Source organism: Variovorax sp. GW821-FHT09B05 (assembly GCF_059418265.1).
In genome coordinates, this window is the sequence record NZ_JBWKPN010000030.1 from 29,914 (window position 1) to 55,017 (window position 25,104).

The 25,104-nt window shown below is 71.0% G+C and carries 25 protein-coding genes; 13 read left to right on the forward strand and 12 right to left on the reverse strand.

Annotated elements, in window-relative coordinates:
- The first annotated feature begins 16 nt into the window (after positions 1-16).
- The 10 genes from AC07RM_RS40145 (at position 17) to AC07RM_RS40190 (ending at position 10,939) form a co-directional block, all read left to right on the forward strand.
- Positions 17-418, forward strand: a complete 402-nt coding sequence (locus tag AC07RM_RS40145) for a nuclear transport factor 2 family protein (RefSeq protein ID WP_057591954.1) — start codon at positions 17-19, stop codon at positions 416-418.
- An 8-nt stretch (positions 419-426) separates the two neighbouring features.
- Positions 427-1,875, forward strand: a complete 1,449-nt coding sequence (locus AC07RM_RS40150; RefSeq protein ID WP_495338030.1) for an NAD(P)/FAD-dependent oxidoreductase — start codon at positions 427-429, stop codon at positions 1,873-1,875.
- Positions 1,876-2,086: 211 nt separating this feature from the next.
- The gene (locus tag AC07RM_RS40155) at positions 2,087-3,688 is read left to right on the forward strand and encodes an ABC transporter substrate-binding protein (RefSeq protein ID WP_495320685.1); all 1,602 of its coding nucleotides are present in this window, start codon (positions 2,087-2,089) and stop codon (positions 3,686-3,688) included.
- 13 nt (positions 3,689-3,701) lie between these two features.
- Positions 3,702-4,676, forward strand: coding sequence for an ABC transporter permease (locus tag AC07RM_RS40160; protein WP_495338031.1), 975 nt, complete (start codon positions 3,702-3,704; stop codon positions 4,674-4,676).
- A 29-nt stretch (positions 4,677-4,705) separates the two neighbouring features.
- A complete protein-coding gene (locus AC07RM_RS40165; protein WP_093341230.1) occupies positions 4,706-5,626 on the forward strand; it encodes an ABC transporter permease in 921 nt (306 codons plus the stop codon).
- A 1-nt stretch (position 5,627) separates the two neighbouring features.
- Complete coding sequence (locus AC07RM_RS40170) at positions 5,628-6,659, forward strand: ABC transporter ATP-binding protein (RefSeq protein ID WP_495338032.1); 1,032 nt, start codon at positions 5,628-5,630, stop codon at positions 6,657-6,659.
- The gene (locus AC07RM_RS40175) at positions 6,656-7,690 is read left to right on the forward strand and encodes an ABC transporter ATP-binding protein (protein ID WP_296783267.1); all 1,035 of its coding nucleotides are present in this window, start codon (positions 6,656-6,658) and stop codon (positions 7,688-7,690) included. Before AC07RM_RS40170 ends, AC07RM_RS40175 begins: the two co-directional genes overlap by 4 nt.
- Before the next feature lie 49 nt (positions 7,691-7,739).
- Complete coding sequence (locus AC07RM_RS40180) at positions 7,740-9,401, forward strand: amidohydrolase (RefSeq protein ID WP_495338033.1); 1,662 nt, start codon at positions 7,740-7,742, stop codon at positions 9,399-9,401.
- A gap of 7 nt (positions 9,402-9,408) precedes the next feature.
- On the forward strand, positions 9,409-10,407 hold the full coding sequence (locus AC07RM_RS40185; RefSeq protein ID WP_495338034.1) for a CobW family GTP-binding protein: 999 nt from the start codon (positions 9,409-9,411) through the stop codon (positions 10,405-10,407).
- Positions 10,408-10,477: 70 nt separating this feature from the next.
- A complete protein-coding gene (locus AC07RM_RS40190) occupies positions 10,478-10,939 on the forward strand; it encodes a GNAT family N-acetyltransferase (RefSeq protein WP_495338035.1) in 462 nt (153 codons plus the stop codon).
- Positions 10,940-10,943: 4 nt separating this feature from the next.
- Here the strand turns inward: AC07RM_RS40190 and AC07RM_RS40195 are convergent, their stop codons facing one another.
- From AC07RM_RS40195 to AC07RM_RS40240, 10 genes are all read right to left on the reverse strand, one after another.
- The gene (locus AC07RM_RS40195; RefSeq protein ID WP_495338036.1) at positions 10,944-12,332 is read right to left on the reverse strand and encodes a glycosyltransferase family protein; all 1,389 of its coding nucleotides are present in this window, start codon (positions 12,330-12,332) and stop codon (positions 10,944-10,946) included.
- 57 nt (positions 12,333-12,389) lie between these two features.
- Positions 12,390-12,596: a hypothetical protein gene (locus tag AC07RM_RS40200; protein WP_296783278.1), complete on the reverse strand. Its 207-nt coding sequence runs from the start codon at positions 12,594-12,596 to the stop codon at positions 12,390-12,392.
- A complete protein-coding gene (locus AC07RM_RS40205) occupies positions 12,580-12,996 on the reverse strand; it encodes a sel1 repeat family protein (protein WP_495338037.1) in 417 nt (138 codons plus the stop codon). The genes AC07RM_RS40200 and AC07RM_RS40205 overlap by 17 nt, the downstream gene beginning before the upstream one ends.
- A 108-nt stretch (positions 12,997-13,104) precedes the next feature.
- Entirely contained in the window at positions 13,105-13,665 is a 561-nt protein-coding gene (locus tag AC07RM_RS40210; protein WP_495338038.1) for a gamma carbonic anhydrase family protein, read from the reverse strand.
- A gap of 76 nt (positions 13,666-13,741) precedes the next feature.
- A complete protein-coding gene (locus tag AC07RM_RS40215) occupies positions 13,742-14,482 on the reverse strand; it encodes a TerC family protein (protein ID WP_209544237.1) in 741 nt (246 codons plus the stop codon).
- A 127-nt stretch (positions 14,483-14,609) separates the two neighbouring features.
- On the reverse strand, positions 14,610-15,611 hold the full coding sequence (dctP, locus tag AC07RM_RS40220) for a TRAP transporter substrate-binding protein DctP (protein ID WP_495338039.1): 1,002 nt from the start codon (positions 15,609-15,611) through the stop codon (positions 14,610-14,612).
- Between the two features lie 112 nt (positions 15,612-15,723).
- The gene (locus AC07RM_RS40225) at positions 15,724-17,049 is read right to left on the reverse strand and encodes an adenylosuccinate synthetase (RefSeq protein ID WP_495338040.1); all 1,326 of its coding nucleotides are present in this window, start codon (positions 17,047-17,049) and stop codon (positions 15,724-15,726) included.
- A gap of 16 nt (positions 17,050-17,065) precedes the next feature.
- Positions 17,066-18,043, reverse strand: a complete 978-nt coding sequence (locus tag AC07RM_RS40230) for a VWA domain-containing protein (protein WP_495338041.1) — start codon at positions 18,041-18,043, stop codon at positions 17,066-17,068.
- A gap of 39 nt (positions 18,044-18,082) precedes the next feature.
- Complete coding sequence (locus AC07RM_RS40235; protein ID WP_495338042.1) at positions 18,083-19,066, reverse strand: protein kinase family protein; 984 nt, start codon at positions 19,064-19,066, stop codon at positions 18,083-18,085.
- Between the two features lie 18 nt (positions 19,067-19,084).
- Entirely contained in the window at positions 19,085-20,401 is a 1,317-nt protein-coding gene (locus AC07RM_RS40240; protein ID WP_296783297.1) for a hemolysin family protein, read from the reverse strand.
- 23 nt (positions 20,402-20,424) lie between these two features.
- Between AC07RM_RS40240 and AC07RM_RS40245 the strand changes: the two genes are divergently transcribed.
- Positions 20,425-21,288, forward strand: coding sequence for a symmetrical bis(5'-nucleosyl)-tetraphosphatase (locus AC07RM_RS40245; RefSeq protein ID WP_495338043.1), 864 nt, complete (start codon positions 20,425-20,427; stop codon positions 21,286-21,288).
- 14 nt (positions 21,289-21,302) lie between these two features.
- Here the strand turns inward: AC07RM_RS40245 and AC07RM_RS40250 are convergent, their stop codons facing one another.
- On the reverse strand, positions 21,303-22,865 hold the full coding sequence (locus AC07RM_RS40250) for a M20/M25/M40 family metallo-hydrolase (RefSeq protein WP_495338044.1): 1,563 nt from the start codon (positions 22,863-22,865) through the stop codon (positions 21,303-21,305).
- Between the two features lie 134 nt (positions 22,866-22,999).
- On the opposite strand from AC07RM_RS40250, the gene AC07RM_RS40255 reads away from it, so the two are divergent.
- Positions 23,000-23,917, forward strand: a complete 918-nt coding sequence (locus tag AC07RM_RS40255) for a LysR substrate-binding domain-containing protein (protein ID WP_296783305.1) — start codon at positions 23,000-23,002, stop codon at positions 23,915-23,917.
- Between the two features lie 6 nt (positions 23,918-23,923).
- Here the strand turns inward: AC07RM_RS40255 and AC07RM_RS40260 are convergent, their stop codons facing one another.
- Positions 23,924-24,661, reverse strand: a complete 738-nt coding sequence (locus tag AC07RM_RS40260; protein WP_490878949.1) for a GNAT family N-acetyltransferase — start codon at positions 24,659-24,661, stop codon at positions 23,924-23,926.
- Between the two features lie 102 nt (positions 24,662-24,763).
- Here AC07RM_RS40260 and AC07RM_RS40265 point away from each other — a divergent pair.
- Positions 24,764-25,104 (forward strand): GntR family transcriptional regulator (locus AC07RM_RS40265; RefSeq protein ID WP_495338045.1); only part of this gene is annotated, 341 nt, incomplete at its 3' end.

Sequence of the window (25,104 nt, forward strand, 5' to 3'; positions counted from 1 at the left end):
CTTTCATCCGAGCGCCATGTCCTCTTCCTTCCCGCCCGTCACCACCGACACCCTCGCCGCCTTCAGCGCGGCCTGGAACCGCCACGACATCGATGCGCTGATGAGCTTCATGAGCGACGACTGCGTGTTCCAGACCGCCGCCGGCCCCGATGCCTGCGGCACCCGCCACACGGGCACCGAGGCCGTGCGCAAGGCCTTCGCGGCGGCCTGGCAGGCCGTGCCCGACGCGCAGTGGATCGACGGCGTGCACTTCGTGCACGGCGACTTCGGCACCTCGCAGTGGACCTTCACCGGCACCGCCGCCGACGGCAGCCGCATCGAGACCGACGGCATCGACGTCTTCACCTTCAAGGACGGGAAGATCCAGCTCAAGAACGTGTTCCGCAAGGCACGGCCGAACCTGCCCGCGGCGAAGTAGACAAGGCCATGACGACCGGTACCGCCACGCACTTCGCATCCGCCGAGGCCGTGCCCGCCACGCCCTCGCGGCCCTACGACCCGCGCTACGACCCGCTGCTCGCGCCCGACCCCGGCGCCGGCCGCGCCTATGCGCCCACCTGGTGGGTCGCGAGCGCGGGCACGCCGCCCGAGGACGACGGCCCGCTGGTGCAGGACATCGACGTCGACGTGGCGATCGTGGGCTCGGGCGCCACCGGCATGTCGACCGCACTCTACCTCGCGCAGGAGCACGGCATCCGCGCCACCGTGCTCGAGGCCAACCAGGCCGCCTGGGGCTGCTCGAGCCGCAGCGGCGGCCAGGGCCAGAACGCCAGCGGCCGCCTCAAGCGCTCGCAGTGGATCGCGCGCTGGGGCCTCGATACCGCGAAGAAGCTCGACGCCGAGATCCGCGCGGGCTTCGAGAACTTCAAGGCGCTCACGAAGCAGATCGACTGCGATGCCTTCGACGGCGGCCATCTCTACCTCGCGCACCGCCGCGAGAAGCTGCCGGTGCTCGCCGCCGAGGCCGCGCTGATGCGCGACACCTTCGGCTATGCCACGCGCATGATGAGCGCCGAGGAAGTGCGCAGCGACTACTGCGACGAGCGCGAGACCGTGGGCGCGATGTTCGAGGCCGAGGGCGTGGGCATCCATCCGCTGAAGTTCACCTTCGGGCTGCTGCGGCGCGCGCGCGCGCTCGGCGTGAAGGTCCACACCTCGAGCCCAGTGCAGGGCTGGCAGACCATCGACGGCGTGCACCACCTGCGCACGCCCGGCGGCACGGTGCGCGCGCGCCGCGTGGCGGTGTGCACCGGCGGCTACACGGGCCAGGCGCTGAGCCCGCTGCTGAAGAACCGCGTGATGCCGATCCTCTCGAACTCGGTGGTCACGCGCGAGCTCACCGAGGCCGAGCTCAAGGCCACCAACTTCCGCTCGAAGACCTTCCTCACCGACACGCGCACGCTGCGCTTCTACTACCGGCTGCTCGAGGGCAACCGGCTGCAGATCGGCAGCCGCAGCTCGGTCAGCGGCGCCGATGCCGAGGCACCGGTGCACCTCAAGCTGCTCACCGACGCGATCGCGCGCAAGTTCCCGCCGCTCGCCAACATCCGCATCGACCACTCGTGGTGGGGCTGGGTCGACATGAGCCACGACATGATGCCGCGCATCACGCAGCCCGATGCGTCGAAGAAGATCTGGTACGCGGTGGGCTATGGCGGCAACGGCGTCTCGTTCTCGACCTGGGCCGGCAAGCGCCTGGCCGAGCGCATCGCGGGCCGCGATGCGGGCCGCGAGGTGTTCGAGCTGCCGATCTACGACTCGCCGCTGCCCTTCCCCAACGTGATGGGCCTGGTCGAGTCGCAGGCCTTCGCGCCGTTCCGCCGCATGGGCCAGCGCATGCTCTACAAGTGGTACTGGCTCAAGGACGAGAAGTAGCGCGCGCCGGCACCATCGCGCTCCCGCATCCGGTGCGCCTTCCCGCAAACGGCGCATCGCACGCCGCACAACGGGGCAAACCCGCAGCGTCTGGCCCTGCGGATCGGTGCCACGTGGCTCTTCGTGGCACCTGCTCGGGGGCCTATCGTCGATCTCGTCGGCGCCGCACCGCGCGCCGCTTCTTCTTCGAGTAGCCATCCAGAGGTCCCGCATGCCGTTTCCGCTCTCCCGCTTCACGCGCCGTGTCACCCTGTTGTCGGCGGCCTCGCTGGCCGCGCTCGCGCTGTGCTCCCTGCCCGCCGCGGCGCAAGAACCCAAGCGTGGCGGCACGCTGGTGATCGGCAGCACGCAGACGCCGCGCCACCTCAACGGCGCCGTGCAGTCGGGCATCGCCACCGCGCTGCCCTCGGCGCAGATCTTCGCGAGCCCGCTGCGCTTCGACGACAAGTGGAACCCGCAGCCCTACCTGGCCGAATCGTGGAAGCTCGCCGACGACGCGAAGTCGCTCACGCTCAACCTGCGCAAGAACGCCGTGTTCCACGACGGCAAGCCCATCACCTCGGCCGACGTCGCGTTCTCGATCATGGCCATCAAGGCCAACCATCCCTTCACCACCATGCTGGGCCCGGTCGAGAAGGTCGACACGCCCGATCCCTACACCGCCATCATCCGCATGAGCGCGCCGCATCCGGCGATCGTGCTCGCGATGTCGCCCGCGCTGTGCCCGATCCTGCCCAAGCACATCTACGGCGACGGCACCGACCTCAAGAACCATCCGCGCAACAGCACCGACGTGGTCGGCTCGGGCCCGTTCCGCGTCACCGAGTTCAAGCCCTCGCAGCGCATCGTGATGGAGCGCTTCGACAAGTTCTTCCTGCCCAACAAGCCGTATCTCGACAAGGTCATCGTGAGCATCACGCCCGACATGGCGAGCCTGGTGCTCGGCGTGGAGCGCGGCGACATCCAGATGCTGCCCTTCGCGACCCTGCCCACCGACCTCAAGCGCTTCGCCAACGACCCGCGCGTGTCGCTCACGCCCAAGGGCTACGACGGCATCGGCCCGCTCAACTGGCTGGCCTTCAACACCGCGAAGAAGCCGCTGTCCGACCTGCAGGTGCGCAAGGCCATCGCGCACTCGATCGACAAGAACTTCATCACCAAGGCGCTGATGGGCGGCTTCGCCACCGTGTCCGACGGCCCGCTGGTGGCCAGCAGCCCGTTCGCGGTCAACGACCTGGTGCGCTATCCGCTCGACCTCAAGAAGGCCGGCGAGATGCTCGATGCCGCGGGCTACAAGGCCGGCGCCAACGGCGAGCGCTTCAAGCTCACCATCGACTACCTGCCCGGCGGCGACGACCAGCAGAAGAACGTGGCCGAGTACGTGCGCGGCCAGCTCAAGAAGGTCGGCATCACGGTCGAGGTGCGCGCCTCGGCCGACTTCCCGGCCTGGGCCAAGCGCCTGGCCACGCACGACTTCGACATGTCGATGGACGCGGTCTTCAACTGGGGCGATCCGATCATCGGCGTGCACCGCACCTACCTGTCGACCAACATCAAGCCCATCGTCTGGACCAACACCCAGTCCTATGCCAACCCGAAGGTCGACGAGCTGCTCAACACCGCCGGCGGCCTGACCGACCCGACGCAGCGCAAGGCCTACTACGCCACCTTCCAGAAGATCGTGACCGACGAGCTGCCGATCGAGTTCATCAACCAGGTGCCCTACCACACGATCACCAGCAAGAAGGTCGGCAATGTGCCGACCACCATCTGGGGGCCGCTGTCGCCGCTCGACGAGGTCTACATCAAGTAAGGCGGGGGCGCACATGGGCATGCTTCGCTACGCCGCCTCGCGCCTGCTGCAGGGCCTCGCCCTGGTGCTCGCGGTGGTGGTGCTGAACTTCGTGCTGGTGCACGCGGCACCGGGCGATCCGGTCGAGACCATCGCGGGCGCCAGCGGCGGCATGTCACCCGAGCTCATGGCCGAGCTGCGCACGCAGTACGGTCTCGACCGGCCGCTGCCGGTGCAGCTCGGCGTCTACCTCGGCAAGGTGCTGCGCGGCGACCTCGGCTATTCCTACTTCTTCAACCTGCCGGTCACGCAGATGATCGCCGAGCGCGTGCCCCCCACCTTGCTGCTGGTGCTGAGTTCGGTGCTGCTGGCCTTCGTGGTCGGCACGGCGCTCGGCGTGCTGTCCTCGCGCCGGCCCAACGGGCTGCTGTCGCAGTTCATCACCGTGCTGTCGCTGGTGGGCTTCGCGGCGCCGGTGTTCTGGATCGGCATCATGCTGGTGATCCTGCTGGCCTCGGTGTTCCCGATCCTGCCGGTGGCCGGCATGCGCTCCATCGATTCCACCGGCGGCGGCCTGGCCGACGTGCTCGACGTCGCGCACCACCTGGTGCTGCCCACGATCACGCTGAGCCTGGTCTACCTCGCGCAGTACAGCCGGCTCGCGCGTTCGTCGATGCTCGACGTGCTCGGCTCCGACTTCATCCGCACCGCGCGCGCCAAGGGCCTGGCCGAGCGCGTGGTGCTCTACAAGCATGCGCTGCGCAACGCGTTGCTGCCGGTGGTGACGGTGCTGGGGCTGCAGTTCGGCAACGTGCTCGCGGGCGCGATCCTGGTCGAGACCGTCTTCAACTGGCCGGGGCTCGGCCGCCTGGCCTTCGACTCGGTGCTGCGGCGCGACTACCCGACCATCCTCGGCGTGCTGCTGTTCTCCTCCATCGTGGTGGTGGTGATGAACCAGCTCACGGACCTCTGCTACCGCCTGATCGATCCGCGCATCAAGACCGCGTGACGCCTCCCCCGATGAATGCGACCTCCACGATGACCCTCGACCCAGACCCGGCACCGGCCGCGAAGCCGGCGGCGCCCGCGCGCACGAGCGCCACCGCCGGCCCGCGCGCCGAACACCCCGGCATCGAGGCCGCACGCATGTTCCTGCGCAACCCCGCGGCCATCGCCGGCATGGTGCTGCTCCTGATCGTGCTCGCGGTCGCGATCGCCGGCCCCTGGCTCTATCCGGCCGATCCCTTCGAGATCAAGGCCGCGCCGCTCACGCCGCCGTTCAGCGAGGAGGCCTGGCTCGGCAGCGACTACCTCGGGCGCGACGTGCTCACCGCGCTGATCTACGGCGGCCGCGCCACCCTGCTGGTGGGCGCGGTGGCGGCGCTGCTGTCGGTGCTGATCGGCATCACGCTCGGCGCCTTCGCCGGCTACTACGGCGGCAAGGTCGACGCGGTGCTGATGAAGATCACCGAGTTCTTCCAGGTGCTGCCCGCGCTGCTGTTCGCGATGGTGGTGGTGACGCTGTTCTCGCCCACGCTGGTGACGGTCACGCTGGCCATCGGCGTCGTGAGCTGGACCGGCACCGCGCGGCTCACGCGCGCCGAGTTCCTCAAGTACCGCGGGCTGGAGTTCGTGCGCGCCGAGCGCGCCATCGGCGCGCGCGACGCCCGCATCATCTGGAAGGTGATCCTGCCCAATGCGCTGCCGCCGCTGGTGGTCTCGGCCACGCTGGCGATCGGCGCCGCGATTCTCTTCGAGGCCGGGCTGTCCTTCCTCGGCCTGGGCGACCCGAACCAGATGAGCTGGGGCCTGATGATCGGCTCGAGCCGCCAGTACGTGCTGTCGTGCTGGTGGGCCGTGGCGTTCCCGGGCGCCGCGATCTTCGTCACCGTGCTCGCGGTCAGCCTGATCGGCGACGGCCTCAACGATGCCCTCAACCCCAAGCTGAGGGAGCGCTGAGATGAGCGAGCCACTGCTGCGCGTGCAGGACCTGCACGTCGAATTCCGGACCCGGCGCGGCCAGGCGCTGGTGCTCAACGGCGTGGACTTCGAGCTGCGCGCCGGCGAGACGCTGTGCGTGGTCGGCGAATCGGGCTGCGGCAAGAGCATGACCGCGCTCGCGCTGCTGCGGCTCATTCCCTCGCCGCCGGGGCGCATCCGCGACGGCCGCGTACTGTTCCAGGGCGAGGACCTGGTGCGCGCCACCGACGCGCGCATGCGCGAGGTGCGCGGTAACCGCATCTCGATGATCTTCCAGGAACCGATGACCTCGCTGAACCCGGTGTTCAGCGTGGGCGACCAGATCGGCGAATCGCTGCGGCTGCATGCGGGCCTCGATGCGCGGGCCGCGCGCGAACGCGCCATCGAGATGCTGCGCCAGGTCGGCATCCCGGCGCCCGAGCGGCGCGTGGACGAGTACCCGCACCAGCTCTCTGGCGGCATGCGCCAGCGCGTGATGATCGCGATGGCGCTGGCCTGCCGGCCCGACATCCTGATCGCCGACGAGCCCACCACCGCGCTCGACGTGACGGTGCAGGCGCAGATCTTCGACCTGCTGCGCGAACTGCAGCGCGAGAAGGGCACGGCGATCCTGCTGATCACGCACGACATGGGCGCGGTCGCCGAGATGGCCGACCGCGTGATGGTGATGTACGCGGGCCGCGTGATCGAGCAGGGCAGCGCCGACCAGGTGCTGTCCGCGCCCGGCCATCCCTACACGCGCGGCCTGATCGACTGCCTGCCCGAGCTCGGTAGCAGCGCGGCCTTCGACGACGACACGCGCGAGGACCTGGCCGAGATCCCCGGCGTCGTGCCTTCGATCTGGGAACTGGGCAGCGGATGCGCCTTCCGCGAGCGCTGCCGGCATGCCATGCCGCGCTGCGCGCACGAGGTGCCGCCGATGTTCGCGCTGGCCGGCGAGGGCGATGGCGGCAGCTCGCACGGCGCGGCCTGCTGGCTGCATGCCGAGGCGCTGGCGGAGGAGGCGGCATGAGCCTGATCGAACCGGCCGACACGCTGCTCGCGGTCGACGACCTGCAGGTGCACTTCCCGCGTGCCAGGGCCGGCTGGGGCCGCAAGCCCGAGGTGGTGAAGGCGGTGGACGGCGTGTCCTTCGAGATCCGGCGCGGCCGCACGCTCGCGGTGGTCGGCGAATCGGGCTCGGGCAAGACCACCACCGCGCTCGCGGTGATGCGGCTGTCGCCGCTGACCGGTGGCCGCATCCGTCTCGGCGACACCGACCTGGGCGCGCTCGAGGGCGAGGCGCTGCGCCGTTCGCGCACGCGCATGCAGATCATCTTCCAGGACCCGTTTTCCTCGCTCAACCCGCGCGAGCGCGCCGGCGCCGCGGTGCGCGCGCCGCTCGACCTGATGCAGGTGGGAACGCCCGAGCAACGCACGCGCCGCGTGGCCGAGCTGTTCGAGGCCGTGGGCCTGCGGCCCGAGCAGCAGCAGCTGTTTCCGCACCAGTTCTCGGGCGGTCAGCGCCAGCGCATCAACATCGCGCGCGCGCTCGCCACCAATCCCGAGCTCGTGGTCTGCGACGAGCCGGTGTCGGCACTCGACATCGCGATCCGCGCCCAGATCCTCAACCTGCTCGCGCGGCTGCAGCGCGAGCTGGGCCTGACCTACCTGTTCATCTCGCACGACATGGCGGTGGTCGAGCACATCTGCGACGACATCGCCGTGATGTACCTGGGCCAGATCGTGGAGCGCGCGCCGCGGCGCGCCTTCTTCGCGCAGCCGCTGCATCCCTACAGCGTGGCGCTGATGTCGGCCGTGCCCACCGTGGGCGGCGGCCGGCGCCGCGCCGCCGGCCGCATCAAGCTCACGGGCGATCCGCCGAGCCCGATCGATCCGCCGCACGGCTGCCGCTTCGCCGGCCGCTGCCCGGTGGCCGAGCCGGCCTGCGCGGCCGAGCCGCCGCCGCTGCGCGAGGTGGTGCCCGGCCACTGGGTGCGCTGCCGCCGCGTCGGGCTGGCCGACGGCCTGCCGTTGCCGCCCCTGCGCCTGCAGGCCGATTGAATCCGCGCGAACATCGCGTCGCGCCCCGTCCATCCTCCTTCCCGAATCCATGACCGCCACCACCGTCTACAGCGCCCGCAAGATCCTCACGATGAACCCGATGCAGCCCGAGGCCACGCATGTCGCGGTGCGCGACGGGCGCGTGCTCGCGGTCGGCTCGCTCGACGAGATGCGCGCCTGGGGCGACTTCGCGCTCGACGAGCGCTTCGCGTCCAAGGTGCTGATGCCGGGGCTGGTCGAGGGCCACTGCCACCTCAAGGAAGGCAGCATGTGGGACTGGGCATACCTCGGCTGGTTCGACCGGCGCGATCCGCAGGGCAAGGTCTGGAGCGGCCTGCGCTCGATGGAGGCCGTGGTCGCGCGGCTGGCCGAGATCGCCGCGCGCATGCAGGCCGAGGGCCGGCCCGAGTCCGAGCCGCTGGTGGCCTGGGGCTTCGATCCGATCTACTTCGGCGGCGAGCGCATGACGGTGGAACACGTCGACCGCGCGAGCGCCACGCGGCCGATCGTCATCGGCCATGCCAACGGCCACCTGATGAACGTCAACAGCGCGATGCTGCGCATCGCCGACATCACGCGCGACAACGAGGTCGAGGGCGTGGTCAAGTTCGCCGCCGGGCCGGCCGCGGGCGAACCCACGGGCGAGCTGCAGGAACCGGCCGCGATGTTCCTGGTGCTGCGCAAGATCGGCAATGCGGGCCTGCTGGCGCCGATGACCGAGGCCGGCGTGCGCTCCTTCGCGCGGCTGGCCTGCATGCAGGGCGTGACCACCGCCACCGACCTGGTCAACAAGCTCACCGAGGAGGACTGCGGCGTGCTCGAGCGCGCCACCGGCGCCGAGGATTTCGCGGTGCGCATCCTGCCCGCGTTCCAAGCCTTCCACGGCACGCACGGCGCGGCGCAGGGCGCGGAGCATGTACAGGCGCTGATGCCACGCAACACCGACCGGCTGCGTTACGGCCTCGTGAAGATGATGCTCGACGGCTCGATCCAGGGCTTCTCGGCGCGGCTGCGCTGGCCCGGCCATTTCAACGGCGCGCCCAACGGCATCTGGGTGACCGCGCCCGCGCAGTACGAGGCCGATTTCGAGACCTACCACCGCGCCGGCCTCACCATCCACACCCACACCAACGGCGACGAGGCCAGCGAGGTCGCGATCGATGCCATCGGCCGCGTGCTCGCGCGCGCGCCGCGCCCCGACCACCGCCACACGCTGCAGCATGGCCAGATGATCGACGCGCCGCTGTTCCGCCGCATGGCCGCGCTGGGCCTGTGCGCCAACCTCTTCGCCAACCACATCTGGTACTGGGGCGACCAGCACTACGAGATGACCATGGGCCCCGACCGCGCCAACCGGCTCGATGCCTGCGGCAGCGCGCTCGCCGCGGGCGTGCCGCTGGCGATCCATTCCGATGCGCCGGTCACGCCGCTGGGCCCGCTGTTCACCGCCTGGTGCGCGGTCAACCGCGTCACGCCCAAGGGCCGCGTGCTCGGCGCGGCCGAGCGCATCACGGTCGAGCAGGCATTGCGCGCCATCACGCTGGGCGCGGCCTGGACCCTCAAGCTCGATGGCGAGATCGGCAGCATCGAATGCGGCAAGCGCGCCGACTTCTGCGTGCTCGAGGAGGATCCGCTGGCCATCGACCCGATGCGGCTCAAGGACCTGCGCGTCTGGGGCACGGTGCTGTCGGGCCGCGTGTTCGAGGCATGAGGGCGCGATGACCGCGATGACCGCGATGACGGCGCGGCGCCTGCCGCTCACGGTCGTCGGCGGCTTTCTCGGCGCCGGCAAGACCACGCTGCTCAACCGCTGGCTGGCCGAGGCCGAGGGCCTGCGCATGGCGGTGCTGGTCAACGACTTCGGCGCGCTCAACATCGACGCCGGCCTGATCGCCGCGCGCCATGGCGACACCGTCGCGCTCACCAACGGCTGCGTCTGCTGCCAGATCGGCGATGACCTCGGCCGCGCGCTGCAGGGCACGATCGACGCCGAGCCGCCGTTCGACGCCGTGGTGATCGAGGCCAGCGGCGTGTCCGATCCCTGGCGCATCGCGCAGATCGGCATGGCCGCGCCCGAGCTGAGCCTGCAGGCCGTGCTGGTGCTGGTCGATGCGAGCGTGGTCGCCGCGCAGTCGCGCGACCCGCTGCTGGCCGACACGCTGGTGCGGCAGGCGAAGTCGGCCGACCTCGTGGTGCTCAACAAGACCGACATCGCGGACGACACGGTGCTGGCCGCCGCCACGGCCTGGCTCGACGCGACCGTGCCGGGCACGCCGCGGGTCGCGACCACGCAGTCGGACCTGCCGCTCGCGCTGGCCTCGGGGCTGCAGGGCCAGGCCAGGCCGCACGCGCATTGCGATGTGCCGGGCTGCGGCCACGATCACGACCATGCGCACCATGCCGACCATGGCGCGCAGTTCGCGACCTGGAGCGCGCGGCCCGCGGCCGTGTTCGCGCCCGAGGCCTTGCGCGCCTGGATGCGCGCGATGCCGCCCGGCGTGCTGCGGCTCAAGGGCCTGCTGAAGATCGAGGCCGAGGGCGGCGGCGAGGCCTGGTCCGAGCTCCAGTACGCGGGCCGCCACGGCATGCTGCGGCGGGCCGCCGCGCCGCTCGATGCCGAAGGCGCCGCGGTGGTCGCGATCGGCCTGCGCGGCCAGTTGCCGATGCAGGCGCTCGAGGCCTTCTTCGGGGCCACGGCCGCTTCGGCGAATCCTTAGCCGCGTCGCGTCGGTTCGTGTTGCAATGCGGGCTTTTCGCCCGACGCGCACCCGCGCCATTGCACACGCCATGAACCCGACCCTCGTGATCCGCCCGCCCACGCGCGACGACTACGCCGACTGGAAGCCGCTGTGGGACGGCTACAACGCCTTCTACGAGCGCGAGGGCCCGACCGCCTTGCCTGATGCGATCACGCAGGCCACCTGGCAGCGCTTCTTCGACGCCTACGAGCCCGTGCATGCGCTCGTGGCCGAGCACGAGGGCCGACTGGTCGGCCTCACGCACTACCTGTTCCACCGCAGCACCACGCGCATCGAGCCGACCTGCTATCTGCAGGACCTGTTCACGCTGACCTCGCTGCGCGGGCAGGGCGTGGGTCGTCGGCTGATCGAGGGCGTGTACGAACGCGCTTCTCAGGCCGGCGTGAAGCGCGTCTACTGGCAAACCCACGAGACCAACCTCGCGGGGCAGCGGCTCTACGACAAGGTCGCGGACCGCACGGGCTTCATCATCTTCGCGAAGAACGTCTGACGCTTCACTGTTCGTGGCTCCACCGGTCCCAGGCCCGCATCGCCTCGGCCCGGTAGGCATTGATCTGCGACGGAAAGTGCACGAAGCGGCTGTCGCGGGTCGCGTAGATCGGCGCCGGCGCGAGCGAGATCGCGTCGACCACGTGCTCGGCGCTCTCGAGCCCGAACCGGCGCATGCCCGCGAGCACGCTGGCCTGGTCGCCACCGCCCGCGTAGACGTTGGACTTGTCGGGCACGGCCTCGATCGCCGCGCAGACATGGTCGACGAACTGCCGCATGCGCGGTCCGGGCCTGAAGCCCATCAGCCCCGAGTTCGCGGGCCAGGCACTGTGGTCCATGCCGATCACGAAGTCGCGCGCGCCGAGCACCTCTTCCACGCCCAGGCGCTGGTTGATCGCGAGGATGTCGGCGTCGATCCAGAACAGCTGCTCGTGCTGCGCCAGATGCTCGCGCACCAGGTGCATCTTGGCCCAGTTGGCCTGCACGCCCGCCGGCACGAAGGCCGGCAGCTCGCGATAGAGGTGATGGCCATAGCCGTGGCGCTCGCAGTAGCGTGCGAGGTTGTCTTCGTGGATGCGGCCGTAGCCCGCCACCTTGGCGTCGTAGAACGAGACGAAGGCGATCGTCGCCTGCGGGTTCAGGTGCAGCTCGCCTCCCCGTGCCTCCTGCGCGGCCTGCTCCCACTGCGCCGGCAGGTCGAGCGGCCGTTCCTCCTCGAAGGCGCGCGCCTGCTCGAGCAGCACGCTGACGTAGCGGAAGTCGTAGCCATAGGTCGGCAGCCACACGCCATGCTGGCGTTCCCAGCGCGGCGCCGCGTGCGCGACCAGCGGCACCACCTTCGGCAACTGGTCGATGGCGACGCGGCCGCCGCCGTCCCAGACGGCCTGGATGCTGCTGTAGAAGCCGTTGGCCAGGCGGTTCTCGAGCGGATGCACGGCAAAGGCCTCGCCCAGGTGTTCGCCGGAGGATTTGCCCAGCGTGTCCGGGTCGCCCGCCACGCTCACCGACAGATGGAACACCAGCAGCCGCAGCCGCTCGCGGACCTCGGTGGTGTTGCGCAGGATCATCCCGCTCGATGTGGGCAGGCTGGCGCCGGGCTCCTGCGACACGACCACGAAGTCATGGCCCTGTGCCACGTCCTCGAGCTTCTGCCGGCCGTAGACGACCGAGAACTCGTCGAGCACCAGCAGCAGCCCGCCGTCGGCCAGCGTGAGCAAGGCGCCGTAGATCGCGTGGTACTTGTAGAGCTCGGCCTGCCGGTCGCCGAACACGTGCAGGCTGTCCCTGGCCTCGTGCGCGTAGCCCCAGCGCGCCGCATAGGCCGCGTGGTTCTCGAGCAGGCCGTCGATCGGCCGGTGGGCGAAGACGGAGAGGATCGTGGTGAGGAAGGGCATGCGGGGGCGGCGAGTGGGGCGTGCCCCATTGTCGTCCCCGTGCCTCGACGCGGATCGCTAGCGCGACGGATGCTCGCAGGCCGTGGCCCGAACGCAGTCGCCGGTCGTGCAGGTCGCGGCCGGTGCCTCGTCGCTGCCCGCATCGACCGATGCCGCGAAGGCCGCCACCGCGACCGCCGCGAGCAGCATGCGCCAGGCCTGCAGCAGGCCCAGCGCGCCGTGCCGCGCGAGCAGTCCGCGCGCGAACTCAGGAACGCTGCGCATCGCAGGCCTCCTTGCCCATGGGCGCGTTGCGCGCGCGGTTGAGCAGGTGCAGCTGGTGCATGCCGACCTCGCTGCCCTGGCGCGCCGCCTCGCGCGCCCAGTGGCGGGCCTCGCAGCGGTCGGCGGGCACGCCGTTGCCGTACAGCAGCGGCCCGGCCAGCAGCACCACGCCGAGCATCTCCTGCGCCTCGCGGTGGCCCGAGGCGCCGGCCTCGCGCAGCAGCGACATCATCGAACGGTAGTCGCGCGCGGACTGGGCCTCGAGCGCGAGCTGGAAGCGCTGATCGGGCGTGACCGCCACGGCCGCGTCGCGCGCCGAGGCGCCGCCGGCCGCGGCGAACGCGGCCGCGAGGAGCATCGCGCGCAGGGCGCGGTGGTGGAATGGCGGGGAGAGGTGCATCGCGGGCTCCTTCGTGGCGTTCGGTGGCCACGATCTTCCCGCGCGCGTGCCGGCGCGTCGAACTGGAATTTCCGCAGCCGGCCTATGGCGCAGGCTGAGGGCGCTAGCTTAGAACTGGTTCTGGATGTTCTTGTAGCCTTGCACCAGCGCGTTGTTGGTGCGCACCACGTCTTCCGAGAACTCGCTCGCATCCACCGAGACGGTCGGCCGTCCGTCCAGGGGGGTCTCGGGGCCGATGCGCTCGGTGGAGCGCACGTAGAAGTTCGGCGGCAGCTCGCAGCCGTCGACCACCGCGTTGTAGCGCACCACGCTGCCGTCGCCGACGACGCAGTTGAACAGCACGCTGTTGAAGCCGATGAACACGCCGCGGCCCACCCGGCACGGCCCGTGGACGATGGCGCGGTGCGCGATCGAGGTGCGCTCGCCGATCGTGACCGGCGCACCCGACTTGGAATGGATCACCACGCCGTCCTGGATGTTCGAGTGCGCGCCGATGACGATCGGGGCTATGTGGCCGTTCGCGTCGGTCTCGTCGGCGCGGATCACGGCATAGGGACCGATGAACACGTTCTCCTCCACCACGACCAGGCCGCAGAGGATCGCGGTCGGGTCGACGAAGGCGCTCGGGTGGATCTGCGGCAGGTCGCCGCGCGGGTTCTTGCGGATCATGGGGAGTCTCGTCGCTGGTCGATGAACTGGAGTCGACCCGATAATGCCACAGGGATGCGTTAGCGGCGGCCGGCGCTCAGGGCGCCTCACCCGCCTTTGCGTTCGCCCTGGCCTGCGCCTTCAGCGCCCGCGCCGCGGTGCGCTTGCCGCGCGCGCGGATGTTCAGCGCCTCGACCGCGAGCGAGAAGGCCATCGCCGCGTAGATGTAGCCCTTGGGCACGTGCTTGTCGAAGGCCTCGGCCGTGAGCACCATGCCCACCATCACGAGGAAGGCCAGTGCCAGCACCTTGACCGAGGGATGCTTGTCGACGAAGTCGCCGATCGGCTTGGCGGCCACCAGCATCACGCCGACCGAGGCGATCACCGCGGCCATCATCACGGCGATCTGGTCGACCATGCCGACGGCGGTGATGACCGAGTCGAGCGAGAACACGATGTCGATGATGCCGATCTGGCCGATCACGCTCCAGAACGCGGCCTTGCGCGCGCCGCCGTCCTCGTCGGCATCGGGGCCGTGCTCCTCGCCGGCCTCGACCTCGAGGAAGATCTCGTGCGAGGCCTTGTAGAGCAGGAACAGGCCGCCCAGCAGCAGCACGATGTCGCGCCCGCTGATGCCCTGGCCGAAGACGTGGAACAGGTCGGCCGTGAGGCCCATCACCCAGCTCAGCGAGAGCAGCAGCAGCAGCCGCGAGATCATCGCGAAGCCCAGCCCGAGGCGCCGCGCCTTGTCGCGCTGCTCGGGCGGCAGCCGGCCGACCAGGATCGAGATGAAGATGATGTTGTCGATGCCCAGGACGATCTCGAGGGCGGTCAGCATCGCGAAGGCGATCCAGACATTCGGATCCAGGAGGAATTCCACGGTGTGCTCCCGGCAATGCGGTCACGGCGCATGCCGCTCGCCAGTGTGCAGCAGCGCGGCCGGTTCGCCAACAGGAAACGAAGGATCAGTTCGCGAGCGCCTGCAGCTTCGCCCAGTCGCCGGGCCGCGCGCCGAGCTGCTCGGGCGTGGAACGCCGCGCGATGCGCTCGAGGAAGGGCTGCCGGTTGACCTGCGACACCGTCATGCCCTTGCCGCGCAGGAACTGCTCGTCTTCCAGTTCACCCGCGATCACGCCCACGTTGGTCCATTTGGCGCCGTCGACCAGCACCTTCTCGACCATCGCCTGCTGCGGCGCCGAGAGCTTGGCCCAGGCGGCCTTGCCGATCACGATGCCCAGCGTGTCGTAGACATGGGCCGTGAGCTGCACGTACTTCTGCACCTCGTAGAGCTTCTTGGCCTTCACCGTGCTCAGCGGATATTCCTGCGCCTCGACCTCGTTTTTCTTCAGCGCGTCATAGAGGCCGACGTAGGGCAGGGTCACGGGCTTGGCATCGAGCGCGGTGGCGAACAGCTGGTAGGCCGAGGCATCGGGCACGTGCAGCCGCAGGTCGCGGAAGTCCTCGGGCCGCGCGAGCGGCCGGTTCGAGGTGACCTGGCGCGCGCCGTAGTAGACCGAGGCCACGAGGTGGTTGCCGCTGCGCTCGTCGTAGCCCTTCATGAGCTGGCCCAGCAGCGGGCTCGCGAGGTACTTGCGCACGTGGTCGAGGTCCTTGAAGGCGAAGGGGTAGCTCCCCAGGCGCAGCGGCGCATAGCCCTCGGCCAGCGTGGCGGCCGTGACATAGGCGATCTGCACCGAGTCGTTGGCCAGCATCAGCGGGTAGTCGCCCTCCTGCCCGAGCTTCGAGGCGGGCACCACCTCGATCCTGATCTTTCCCTCGGACTGCTCGGCGATCTTGCGCGCCGCGAGTTCGGCCTGCTGGTGGAAGATGCTCGAGGCCTCGTAGACATGGCCCCACTTGAGCTGTAGCACCTGCGCATGGGCGGGCGCCACGCCCGCGCCGAGCGCGGCGCAAGCGAGTGCCAACAGCCAGCCACGGGCGCGCTGCCGCGGCGTCGGAATCGTCATGGTGTCTCCCAGCGGTGCGGGGCATCGGCCCGGTGCCGCATGGTAGGCATCGCGCGCGCGGGCGCGATAGGGATTTGTCCGGCCTCGTGCGCGCGCCGCCGTGGCCGAGGGGCTAGCTCGCGTATTCCGCGACGTCCTGGCGCGTGGGCCCGTGGGAACCCCATTGCACGCGCAGGCCGCTCGCGGCCTCCACGCGTTCGAGCCAGTCGCGCGTGTTCGCGACGCCGGCCTCCGAGTAGATCGGCCGCACGCGTTCGAGCAGGCGCGTCAGGCGCTGCTGATGGTCGAGGTCCGCCTCGGGCCCCAGGGCCAGCTGCGCGACGGTCTCGCCATCCGTATCGCGATAGCCCTCGCACCAGCGCAGGCCCGCATGCCCGATCGCATCGAGATGGCTCGCGACCAGGCCGTCGAGCGGTCCAGCCGCGGCGATCGCATAGCGCAGCAGCACGGCATCGGGATGCCCGCGGCGGAACGCGCCCTGCCAACCGGCGTCGGCGTTGTGCGGCTCGGGCAGCCGCGCGGCGAGCGCGGGATCGTGCGTGGGCAGCGGCCCGGCGCCATGGCGCGTGAGGTAGCTGCGCAGCACGCCCAGGTGCCGCACGGGCGGTGTGCCCAGGCCGGCGTCGCGCAGCACGGCCTCGACCGCGGCGGTCGAGACCGTGCTCCAGCTCGTGTGCGGATGGAAGCCGCGCCATTCGTCGAGCAGCACGCCCTGCGCGCCCTCGAACACCACGGCACCGGGCCGTGCCAGTTGCTCGGCGATGGCTTCGACGCTTGTGGGCGGCGCGGCGCGCAGGCAGGGTTCGATGGCCGCGAGCCAGCGCTGCGACAGGCCGACATCGGCCAGCAGCGCTTGTTCGCGCTGCCAATCGGGATCGGACCGCGGCGCGAATTCGCGCAGCAATGCGAGGCGCAGCGCCTCGAGCTTCTCGAACGCGAGCGCCGGCCGCAGCAGGTCGCCATAGCGCAGCGCGAGATCGGGCGCGGCCAGCGCCTGGCGCACGGTCTCGCCCACGCCCACGCCGCAGCTGCCATGGGCCGCGTCGCCGCGCATCCACTCGCGCAGCCGGCCCGCGGCCTGGTGGAAGGGCGTGGTCACGCGGCAGCGCGCATCGATGCGCAGGCGCGCGAGCGCGTCGGGCACGCCCTTGTCGCGCAGCACGGCGGCCTCGACGAGCAGTGCCGTGGGATGCACCACCACCGCGCTCGCGAGCAGCGTGGCGACGCCGGGCTCGAAGCTGCCGGCGCCGAACTGAGCGAAGGTGTGATGGCGCCCGTCGGCCCGCACCACGTTGTGGCCGGCCTGCGCGCCGCCGTTGAAGCGCACCACAGTGTGGGCGCGCAGCGCGGCGCAGAAGTGATCGGTATAGAGGCCCTTGCCGCAGTCGCCGAAGCCCAGGCCCAGCAGCGAGAGATAGCGCGTGGCGCCGGTGCTCACGACGCGCGCGGCGGGGTCAGCCGAACAGGCGCTTCCACCACGACGAGCGCGGTGCCGACGCGGCGGCGCTCGGCGGCGCATGGCGCGGCTTGTTCGGATCGAGCAGCGCCGCATAGCCGTCGAGCGCACGCAGCACGCCGTTGATGCGCGCCTTGTCGACGCTGCCGGTCGCGGCCATCACGCGGCCGAGCTCGTCGAGGCTGGGCACGGCCTTCTCGGTCAGCGCGACGATGCCCGCGGCCACCGCGCAGGCGTCGTCGGGCGAGTCCATGCAGATCACGTGGTCGCCGAGCAGCTCGCGCCAGCGCGGCTCGCAGCGGCGGCGGCGCTGCGCGTCGGGAATCAGGAAGAACAGGTGGCAGGTCTCGGCCGCGGCCGCGATGGCTTCCTCGATCGGGATGTCCTCGTCGAGCTTCTCGCCGACCAGGCCCTCGATCTGGTGGCGCGAGACGGCCGGGTAGGGCAGCTCGTCGCCGGTCACGAACAGGTAGCCGCGCTTCTTGCGCTTGACCCAGCAGTCCATGTCGGTGTGCTGCGCGATCACGTAGAAGGCCAGCTCGTAGCTCTCCTCGCCGGTGCCGCCGCCGCCGCCCTCGAGGTAGCTCCAGGTGAGCCACTGGTCCATCAGGTTGGCGGTCGATTCGAACTGGCCCACCTGCAGCGGCGCGCGGTCGGAGGTGGCGTCGCCGATCGCCATGAACATCAGCTGCGGATCGGCCACGCCGCAGTCGGTCAGCAGCTTCATGAAGGTCGGCAGCTCGCGGCGCGCCAGCGTCTGCGGGATGTCGCCCATGGAGCCCGTGACGTCGAGCGCGAACACGATGCCCAGCGAGTTCGGATGGTCGGCGTTGTCGCGCGCCTCGCGCACCTTGAGGCCGCGCGGGTCCATCAGCGGATGGGTGGCGGTCTGGGTGAAGACCTCGGCGCCCGACTTGGCGGCGCGGTCCGCGACCAGGGCCGCGTGCGCGGCGTGCGAATAGTTTCCGTAACCCATGGATGTTCCCCGTCGTGAAGAGAGAAGAAGAAAAAGCCGTCAGCCGCCGTGCGGCGCGGGATCGAAAGCAATGAACCGGGGCGCGCCGAAGGCCTCGCGCGAGGCCGCCGACAGCGCCTGCTCGATGCCGCGCGCGCCGAGGCGGCGGCATTCGCCGGGGTCCTCGCTGCAGCGGCGCAGCAGCGCGGCCAGCGGCGCGGGCGTGGCGGTGCCGGTGCCCGGTTCGCCGAGTCCCTCGTGGCCATGCAGCACGGCACGCACCGCCCAGGCGCTCTGCGCGAGGTCGTCCGCGGCCCGTGCCAGGTCGTGCCGCGCGCGTGACCAGCCGATCAGCAGCACGCCATGGTCGCGCGGATGCACCAGCGCATGGGCGGGCGAGAGGTCGCCATGCGTCCAGCCCGCGTCGTGCACGAAGGCCAGCACCTCGAGCATGCGGCGCCAGAGCCAGACCGCGTGGCGCGCATCGATGCCCTGCGGGTTGGCGCGCTGCACGTCGAGCAGGCTGCCCCAGTAGCCGGTCGGATGGCGCAGCACCAGCGCCTGGCGGCCGCCTTCCGATCCGCCTTCCGATCCATCCTCGGCGCCGGTCGCGCCCAGGCCCACGGGCTGCGGCAGCCGGCGCGTGAAATAGGCGGCGCCCGGCATGGAGAGCGACTGCAGGGCCTGCAGCGCGGCATGCTCGCGCGCCAGCGCCTCGGCGCCGTTGCTGTCGCGCGCGAGCTTGAAGGTCACGCGCTCGGGCAGGGCGCCGAGCCGTTCGGCCAGCAGCACCTCGCTGTGCTCGCCGGTGGCCAGCGGCGCCAGCACGCAGTAGCGCGCGCCGCGCCAGCGCAGCACGCGCGCACCGTCGGCACCCCGTGCATTGGCGCGTTGCAACGCGGCGCGGAAGCTCTCGCGCTCCACCGTTTCCTCGCCGCGCGAGATGGTCGCGCCGCAGTAGCTGCAATTGACGGTGCGCCAGCGCGCGGCGCGCGGCAGCGGCGCCGAGCACTGGGGGCAACTGAGCGCGAGCAGCGACAGCATCGGCGCGCCCTCGCGGCCTCAGTCGTCGCTGCCGTTCGGCAGCGAGGGATCGCGCGAGGCGCGCACGCGGTCGATGCGCCGGCCCTCGAGCGCGGTCACCTCGAAGCACCAGCCGGCGCAATCGATGTGCTCGCCCACCGACGGCAGGTGGCCCGACACCGACATCAGCAGGCCGGCCACCGTGTTGTAGCGGCCGCGCTCCTCGTCGGGCAGCTCGCGGATGCCCAGGCGGGCACGCAGCTCCGACACCGGCATCAGGCCGTCGAGCTCCCAGGTGCCGTCGGGCTGCTCGTGGGCCCAGGCGTCGGTCTGCATGCCGGGCTGCAGTTCGCCGGTGATGGCCTCGAGCAGGTCGCGCGGGGTCATCAGGCCCTGCACCACGCCGTACTCGTCGACCACGAACACCAGCCGGCCGGCGCGCGCGCGGAACTGCTCGAGCAGCTCCATGCCGGTCAGCGTCTCGGGCACGAAGACCGCGGCCGTGGCTTCCTGGCCCAGCGCGCCCACATGGGCCGGGCCCAGGCGCAGCAGGTGCGCCACGCTGATCACGCCGACCACGTCGTCGAGCGAGTTGCGGCACACCGGATACCAGGAATGCACCAGGTTGAGCGCGCCCGCGGCCGCCACCTTTTGCAGTGCCTCGGCCACGCTGAACGAGGCCTCGAGCCATTCGATGTCGGCGCGCGGGATCATCAGCGAGGACAGGCGCCGGTCGTCGAGGTGGAACACGTTGCGCACCATCTGGTGCTCGTGCTGCTCGATCACGCCGGCGTCCACGCCTTCCTCGAGGCTGGCCGAGATTTCTTCCTCGGTCACCGAGCGGGCCGCGTTGGCGTCGATGCGCAGCAGCTTCAGCATGGTGGCGGTGGCGCCCGCGAGCAGCCAGACGAAGGGCTTGGCGGCCTTGGCCAGGCCGTGCATCGGGCGCGAGACCCAGCGCGCCACCGGCTCGGGGTAGAGCTGGCCGATGCGCTTGGGCACCAGCTCGCCGAAGATGATCGTGAAGAAGGTGATGCAGGTGACGACCACCGCGGTCGAGACCACGCTGGCGGTGCCCGCGCCCATGCCCGCGTTCTCCATCCATACCGCCAGCGGCGCCGCGAAGGCGGCCTCGCCCACGATGCCGCTCAGCATGCCGATCGAGGTGATGCCGATCTGCACCGTCGAGAGGAACTGGGTCGGCGACTCCATCAGCTTGAGCGCCGCGGCGGCGCCCGTATCCCCGGTTTCGACCAATGCCGCGAGGCGTGCGCGGCGGCTGGTGGAAAGGGCCATTTCGGACATTGCGAACAACGCGTTGAGCGTGGTCAGCAAGGCCAGCAGGAAGACATCCATGTACGGGGGGAGAGAATGAGGAGATGGCACTTTACTTGATTGGCGACATCCAGGGCTGCGACAGCGCCCTCGGCCGGCTCCTCGACGAGCTCGCTTTTTCCCCCAGCCGCGACACCGTGGTGCTGCTCGGCGACCTGGTCAACCGCGGTCCCGAATCGGCCCAGGTGCTGCGGCGCGCGCAGCGCCTGGGCGGCGCGGCGCTCAGCGTGCTGGGCAATCACGACCTGCATCTGCTGGGCGTGGCGCACGGCGTGCGCAAGTCCGGCCGCAAGGACACGGTGGCCGAGCTGCTGGCCGCGCCCGACCGCGAGGCGATGCTCGACTGGCTGCGCCACCAGCACATGGCGCTGCACCGGCGCATCGGTTCGGGCGAGGCCGCGCGCGACCTGCTGATGGTGCACGCGGGTGTGTTGCCGCAATGGAGCGTGGTCGACGTGCGCGCCCATGCGGGCGAGCTCGAGGCGGTGCTGCGCGGCCCCAACCTCGGCGCCTTCCTCGCCACCATGTACGGCAACCAGCCCGATCGCTGGAGCGACACGCTCGAAGGCAGCGACCGGCTGCGCGTGATCGTCAATGCGCTCACGCGGCTGCGGCTGTGCACCGCCGACGGCACGATGGAGTTCGAAACCACCGACGGCGCGGCCGACGCGCCCGCGGGCTACATGCCCTGGTTCGACGTGCCGGGCCGGCGCACGGCCGAAGCCACGGTCGCTTTCGGCCACTGGTCCACGCTGGGCTGGGTGTCGCGGCCCGACCTGCTGTCGACCGACACCGGCTGCGTCTGGGGCGGCTGCCTCAGCGCGGTGCGCATCGGCGCCACGCTCGACGAGCGCGAGCGCATCCAGGTGAAGTGCGAGCAGGCGCAGAAGCCCGGCAAGGGAGGCTGAGAGCCCCCGTTCGTTCAGAGCGGGTGCGTCATCAGGCTGTAGATGGTGCGCACGCCGCTCACGTAGTTGCCCAGCCGCAGGTTCTCGTTGGCCGCATGCTGGTTGTTGTCGGCATTCACCAGCGGGATGATCGCGAACGGCACCTGCAGCACCTTGACGATCTCCGCGGTCGGCACCGTGCCGCCCATCATGCGGATGCGCACCGGCGCCGGCGTGGCGCCGAAGCTGTCGGTCAGCGACTTGTAGGCCCAGCGCCCGATCGCCGAATCGATCGGCGCGCCGGCCGCGTCGGCGCCCTCGCTCTGGTAGCTGAAGGTCGCGAGCTTGTCGTAGCGCGTGCGGTCCTCGTCGCTGGGCGCGCCCTTCACGAGGTGGTAGCCCTGCCTGAGGATGTGCTTCTCGATCTGCGCGCCCAGGTAGGCGGCGTCGGAATCGGGCGTGGTGCGCAGGTCGAGCTCGGCCACCGCGCGGTCGGGCACGATGTTCGCGACCTTGTCGCCGACCGCGGCCGAGGCCATGCCGCGCACGTTGAGCGAGGGGTACTGCATCGCCTCCTGGTAGTTGGCGCCCACCTTGTCGGTGCGCGCGATGCCCAGGCGGCGGCGCAGCGCGGTCTCGTCGTCGGGCACCGCCGCCATCACCTGGCGGTCGGCCGCGCTGATGCGCACCCGGTCGTAGTAGCCGGCCACGGTCACGCGGCCCTGCTCGTTCTTCATCGAGGCCAGCAGGCTCGCGAGCCGCTGCGCCGGGTTGGGCGCGTAGTTGCCGTAGTGGCCGCTGTGCAGCGGCACCTTGGCGCCATAGACCGTGAGCCGGGCCTCGGCCGCGCCGCGGTTGCCGAACACCAGCGTGGGCCGGTTGGTGGCGTGCATCGGGCCGTCGTGGATCACGATGGCGTCGCAGGCCAGCAGCTCGCGGTGCGCCTGCATCACCTTGGCGATCGAGGGCGAGCCCTTCTCCTCCTCGCTGTCGAGGATCACCTTGACGTTGACCGCGGGCGTGCCGCCGGCCGCCTTGAGCGCGTCGATCGCGGCCAGCATCATCATGATCGGGCCCTTGTCGTCGGCCGAGGCGCGGCCGAACACGCGCCACTCGGGATCGACCGGGCCGTCGAACAGCGGCGCGGCATCGATCTCCTCCCAGCCGCCGTCGGCCGCGCGGCGCTTGAGCACCGGCGTCCACGGGCTCTTCTGCGCCCACTGCGCGGGAATCACCGGCTGGCCGTCGAGGTGCATGTAGAACAGCACGGTCTTGCGCGCCGGGTCGCGCCCCGGCAGCTCGGCATAGAGCATCGGCTTGCCGTCGTTGTCGAGCTGGCGCGTCGCGAAGCCGCGCTTCTCGAAGGCCTTGGCGAGCCAGTCCACGTTCTTGCGGATGTCCTCGGGAACGATCGCGTCGTTGGGCAGCGAGAGCAGCTCGAAGTACTCGCGGTAGCTGGCCTGCGCGTGGCGTTCGGCCTCGGCCTGCGGCAGGTCGGCCGCCTGGGCCGGGCCGGTGCCGGCGACCAGGGCGGCGGCCAGCAGGGCGAGCAGGGTCCGTGGGCGGGGCGCGGGGCGGTGGAGAAGCGGGAGGTGCATGCGCGGATCGTTCGGTGGGATGAGGGAAGGGGCTGGCCGGGGCGGCCACCGTGCAGCTTAGGCAGCCCGCCGCTTTTGAACAATTGCCGTTTTTTGGCGATATCTTTGCGTTTTCCTCAAAGCGAAAGCCAGCCATGACCGCCCACCGCCTGCAGGACACCGCCCTGCGCTACTTCCTCGAGGTGGCCCGCAGCGGCTCGCTCACGGTGGCGGCGGAGCGGCTCAGCGTCAGCCCCTCGGCCATCAGCCGCCAGGTGGCGATGCTCGAGGACCTGCTCGGCGTGCCGCTGTTCGAGCGCCATCCGCGCGGCATGGTCGCGAGTCCCGCGGGCGAGCTGCTGGCCGCGCATGCGCTGCACGGCGCGCTCGAGGCCGAGCGCGTGGTGTCCGACATCCGCGGGCTGCAGGGCCTGAAGCGCGGCCGGGTGCGCCTCGCCTGTTCCTCGGGCTTCGCCAACGAGTTCCTGCCGCGCGCCATCGCGGACTTTCGCGCCGAACACCCGGGCATCCAGTTCCAGCTGCGCGCTGCGCGGCCGGCCGAGGTGACGGAGGCGGTGCTGCTCGGCGAGGCCGACATCGGCCTGACCTACAGCCGCGCCGCGGTCGACGGCATCCGCGTCGAGCGGCGCCAGCCGGCCTCGGTGTTCGCCGTGATGCGGCCCGACCATCCGCTCGCGAAGCTGCGCACCGTGACCCTGGCGCAGATGCATCCGTACCCGATCGCGCTCTCGGGCGCCGACAACACGGTGCGCCAGCTGTTCGACGTGGGCTGCAGCCAGCGCGGGTTGGTGTTCGAGCCGGTGCTGACCAGCAACCGCTTCGAGTCGCTGGCCAGCTTCGTGCTGCATGGCGGCGGCCTCACGATCGCGGGCGAGATCACGGTGCGCGACCGCGTGCGGCGCGGCGAGCTGCACGCGGCGGAGATCCGCGAGCGCGGCATGCGCGGCCGCGCGGTCGAGTTGCAGACCCTGGCGGGCCGCACCCTGCCCGAGGTGGTGAAGACCTTCCTGGCCTTCCTCGGCGAGCAACTGCCCGCGCCCGCCGCCGCCTGACGCGCTTCAGGCCGCGGCCGCGCGCAGCTGTTCCAGCGACTGCCGCTGCTTGCCGTCGGCATCGAAGTTGGCGGGCGCGAGCCACTGCTCGAAGCCCGCGCGCAGCGCCGGCCATTCGCTGTCGATGACCGAGAACCAGGCCGTGTCGCGCGTGCGGCCCTTGTAGACCAGCGGCTGGCGGAACACGCCCTCGAACTGGAAGCCCAGGCGCTGCGCCGCCTTCTTCGAGGGCGCGTTGAAGTTGTCGCACTTCCATTCGTAGCGCCGGTAGCCGAGCTCGTCGAAGGCCAGCTGCATCAGCAGGTACTGGGCCTCGGTCGACAGCGGCGTGCGCTTGAGCAGCGGCGAGAAGGTCACGTGGCCGACCTCCATCACGCCATGGTTGGGCTCGATGCGCATCAGCGCGAGGCTGCCCACGGCGCGGCCCGTGGCCTTGTCGATCACCGCGAAGTGCATCGGGTCCACGCTCTGCGCGATCAGCTCCACGTAGGCGCGCGCGCTCGCGGCGTCGGGCGCGCGCTCCACCGCGAGGTAGGTCCAGTCGCGGCCGTCGGGTGCCAGCGCATGGGCGGCATGCAGGTCGGCCGCGTGGCGCTCGGCCGACAAGGGTTCGAGCCGGCACAGGCGGCCTTCGATCGGCGTGCGCGGCGGCTTCGGGCGCGGCGACCAGCCGGGCAGGGCGGCGCCGATGGTCTGGCCGAACTGGTTGGTGCGCGGCGTGAGCGGGGGGTGGGAGGCGGGCATGGGGGACTCTCTTTCGATGACGACAGGCGCTACAGTACGCCCGTCGTGGCGCCACGAAAAGCGCCACGCCATGCGAATTTCATGGTGCCACGAGAACGCCCGATGACCGATGCCGCCGACCCCTCCGCCACCCTGTCCGACCCCGTGCGCCGCGCGCTGCTCGACGCGCCGCTCGCACGCGAGCGCGAGGCCGGCTCGATGCAGCGCCAGCTCCACGAGCGCCTGAAGCGCGCCATCCTCGACGGCCGGCTCGCGCCCGGCACGCGGCTGCCCGGTTCGCGCGCGCTGGCCGAGGCGCTCGCGGTGTCGCGCAACACCGTCACGGCCACCTACGAGCATCTCGCGGCCGAGGGCTACCTGCGGCCCGACCGCCAGGGCACGCGCGTGATGGAGCTGGCCGCGCCCGCGCCGCCGCGGCGCGGCCCGCGCACGCCGGCCGTGCC

What these genes read in the sequence shown, in the direction of transcription:
- AC07RM_RS40145 (WP_057591954.1), top strand. Translation starts at nt 17, where the DNA reads ATGTCCTCTTCCTTCCCGCCCGTCACCACCGACACCCTCGCCGCCTTC.
- AC07RM_RS40150 (WP_495338030.1), top strand. Translation starts at nt 427, where the DNA reads ATGACGACCGGTACCGCCACGCACTTCGCATCCGCCGAGGCCGTGCCC.
- AC07RM_RS40155 (WP_495320685.1), top strand. Translation starts at nt 2,087, where the DNA reads ATGCCGTTTCCGCTCTCCCGCTTCACGCGCCGTGTCACCCTGTTGTCG.
- AC07RM_RS40160 (WP_495338031.1), top strand. Translation starts at nt 3,702, where the DNA reads ATGGGCATGCTTCGCTACGCCGCCTCGCGCCTGCTGCAGGGCCTCGCC.
- AC07RM_RS40165 (WP_093341230.1), top strand. Translation starts at nt 4,706, where the DNA reads ATGACCCTCGACCCAGACCCGGCACCGGCCGCGAAGCCGGCGGCGCCC.
- AC07RM_RS40170 (WP_495338032.1), top strand. Translation starts at nt 5,628, where the DNA reads ATGAGCGAGCCACTGCTGCGCGTGCAGGACCTGCACGTCGAATTCCGG.
- AC07RM_RS40175 (WP_296783267.1), top strand. Translation starts at nt 6,656, where the DNA reads ATGAGCCTGATCGAACCGGCCGACACGCTGCTCGCGGTCGACGACCTG.
- AC07RM_RS40180 (WP_495338033.1), top strand. Translation starts at nt 7,740, where the DNA reads ATGACCGCCACCACCGTCTACAGCGCCCGCAAGATCCTCACGATGAAC.
- AC07RM_RS40185 (WP_495338034.1), top strand. Translation starts at nt 9,409, where the DNA reads ATGACCGCGATGACCGCGATGACGGCGCGGCGCCTGCCGCTCACGGTC.
- AC07RM_RS40190 (WP_495338035.1), top strand. Translation starts at nt 10,478, where the DNA reads ATGAACCCGACCCTCGTGATCCGCCCGCCCACGCGCGACGACTACGCC.
- AC07RM_RS40195 (WP_495338036.1), bottom strand. Translation starts at nt 12,332, where the DNA reads ATGCCCTTCCTCACCACGATCCTCTCCGTCTTCGCCCACCGGCCGATC.
- AC07RM_RS40200 (WP_296783278.1), bottom strand. Translation starts at nt 12,596, where the DNA reads ATGCGCAGCGTTCCTGAGTTCGCGCGCGGACTGCTCGCGCGGCACGGC.
- AC07RM_RS40205 (WP_495338037.1), bottom strand. Translation starts at nt 12,996, where the DNA reads ATGCACCTCTCCCCGCCATTCCACCACCGCGCCCTGCGCGCGATGCTC.
- AC07RM_RS40210 (WP_495338038.1), bottom strand. Translation starts at nt 13,665, where the DNA reads ATGATCCGCAAGAACCCGCGCGGCGACCTGCCGCAGATCCACCCGAGC.
- AC07RM_RS40215 (WP_209544237.1), bottom strand. Translation starts at nt 14,482, where the DNA reads ATGCTGACCGCCCTCGAGATCGTCCTGGGCATCGACAACATCATCTTC.
- dctP (WP_495338039.1), bottom strand. Translation starts at nt 15,611, where the DNA reads ATGACGATTCCGACGCCGCGGCAGCGCGCCCGTGGCTGGCTGTTGGCA.
- AC07RM_RS40230 (WP_495338041.1), bottom strand. Translation starts at nt 18,043, where the DNA reads ATGGGTTACGGAAACTATTCGCACGCCGCGCACGCGGCCCTGGTCGCG.
- AC07RM_RS40235 (WP_495338042.1), bottom strand. Translation starts at nt 19,066, where the DNA reads ATGCTGTCGCTGCTCGCGCTCAGTTGCCCCCAGTGCTCGGCGCCGCTG.
- AC07RM_RS40240 (WP_296783297.1), bottom strand. Translation starts at nt 20,401, where the DNA reads ATGGATGTCTTCCTGCTGGCCTTGCTGACCACGCTCAACGCGTTGTTC.
- AC07RM_RS40245 (WP_495338043.1), top strand. Translation starts at nt 20,425, where the DNA reads ATGGCACTTTACTTGATTGGCGACATCCAGGGCTGCGACAGCGCCCTC.
- AC07RM_RS40250 (WP_495338044.1), bottom strand. Translation starts at nt 22,865, where the DNA reads ATGCACCTCCCGCTTCTCCACCGCCCCGCGCCCCGCCCACGGACCCTG.
- AC07RM_RS40255 (WP_296783305.1), top strand. Translation starts at nt 23,000, where the DNA reads ATGACCGCCCACCGCCTGCAGGACACCGCCCTGCGCTACTTCCTCGAG.
- AC07RM_RS40260 (WP_490878949.1), bottom strand. Translation starts at nt 24,661, where the DNA reads ATGCCCGCCTCCCACCCCCCGCTCACGCCGCGCACCAACCAGTTCGGC.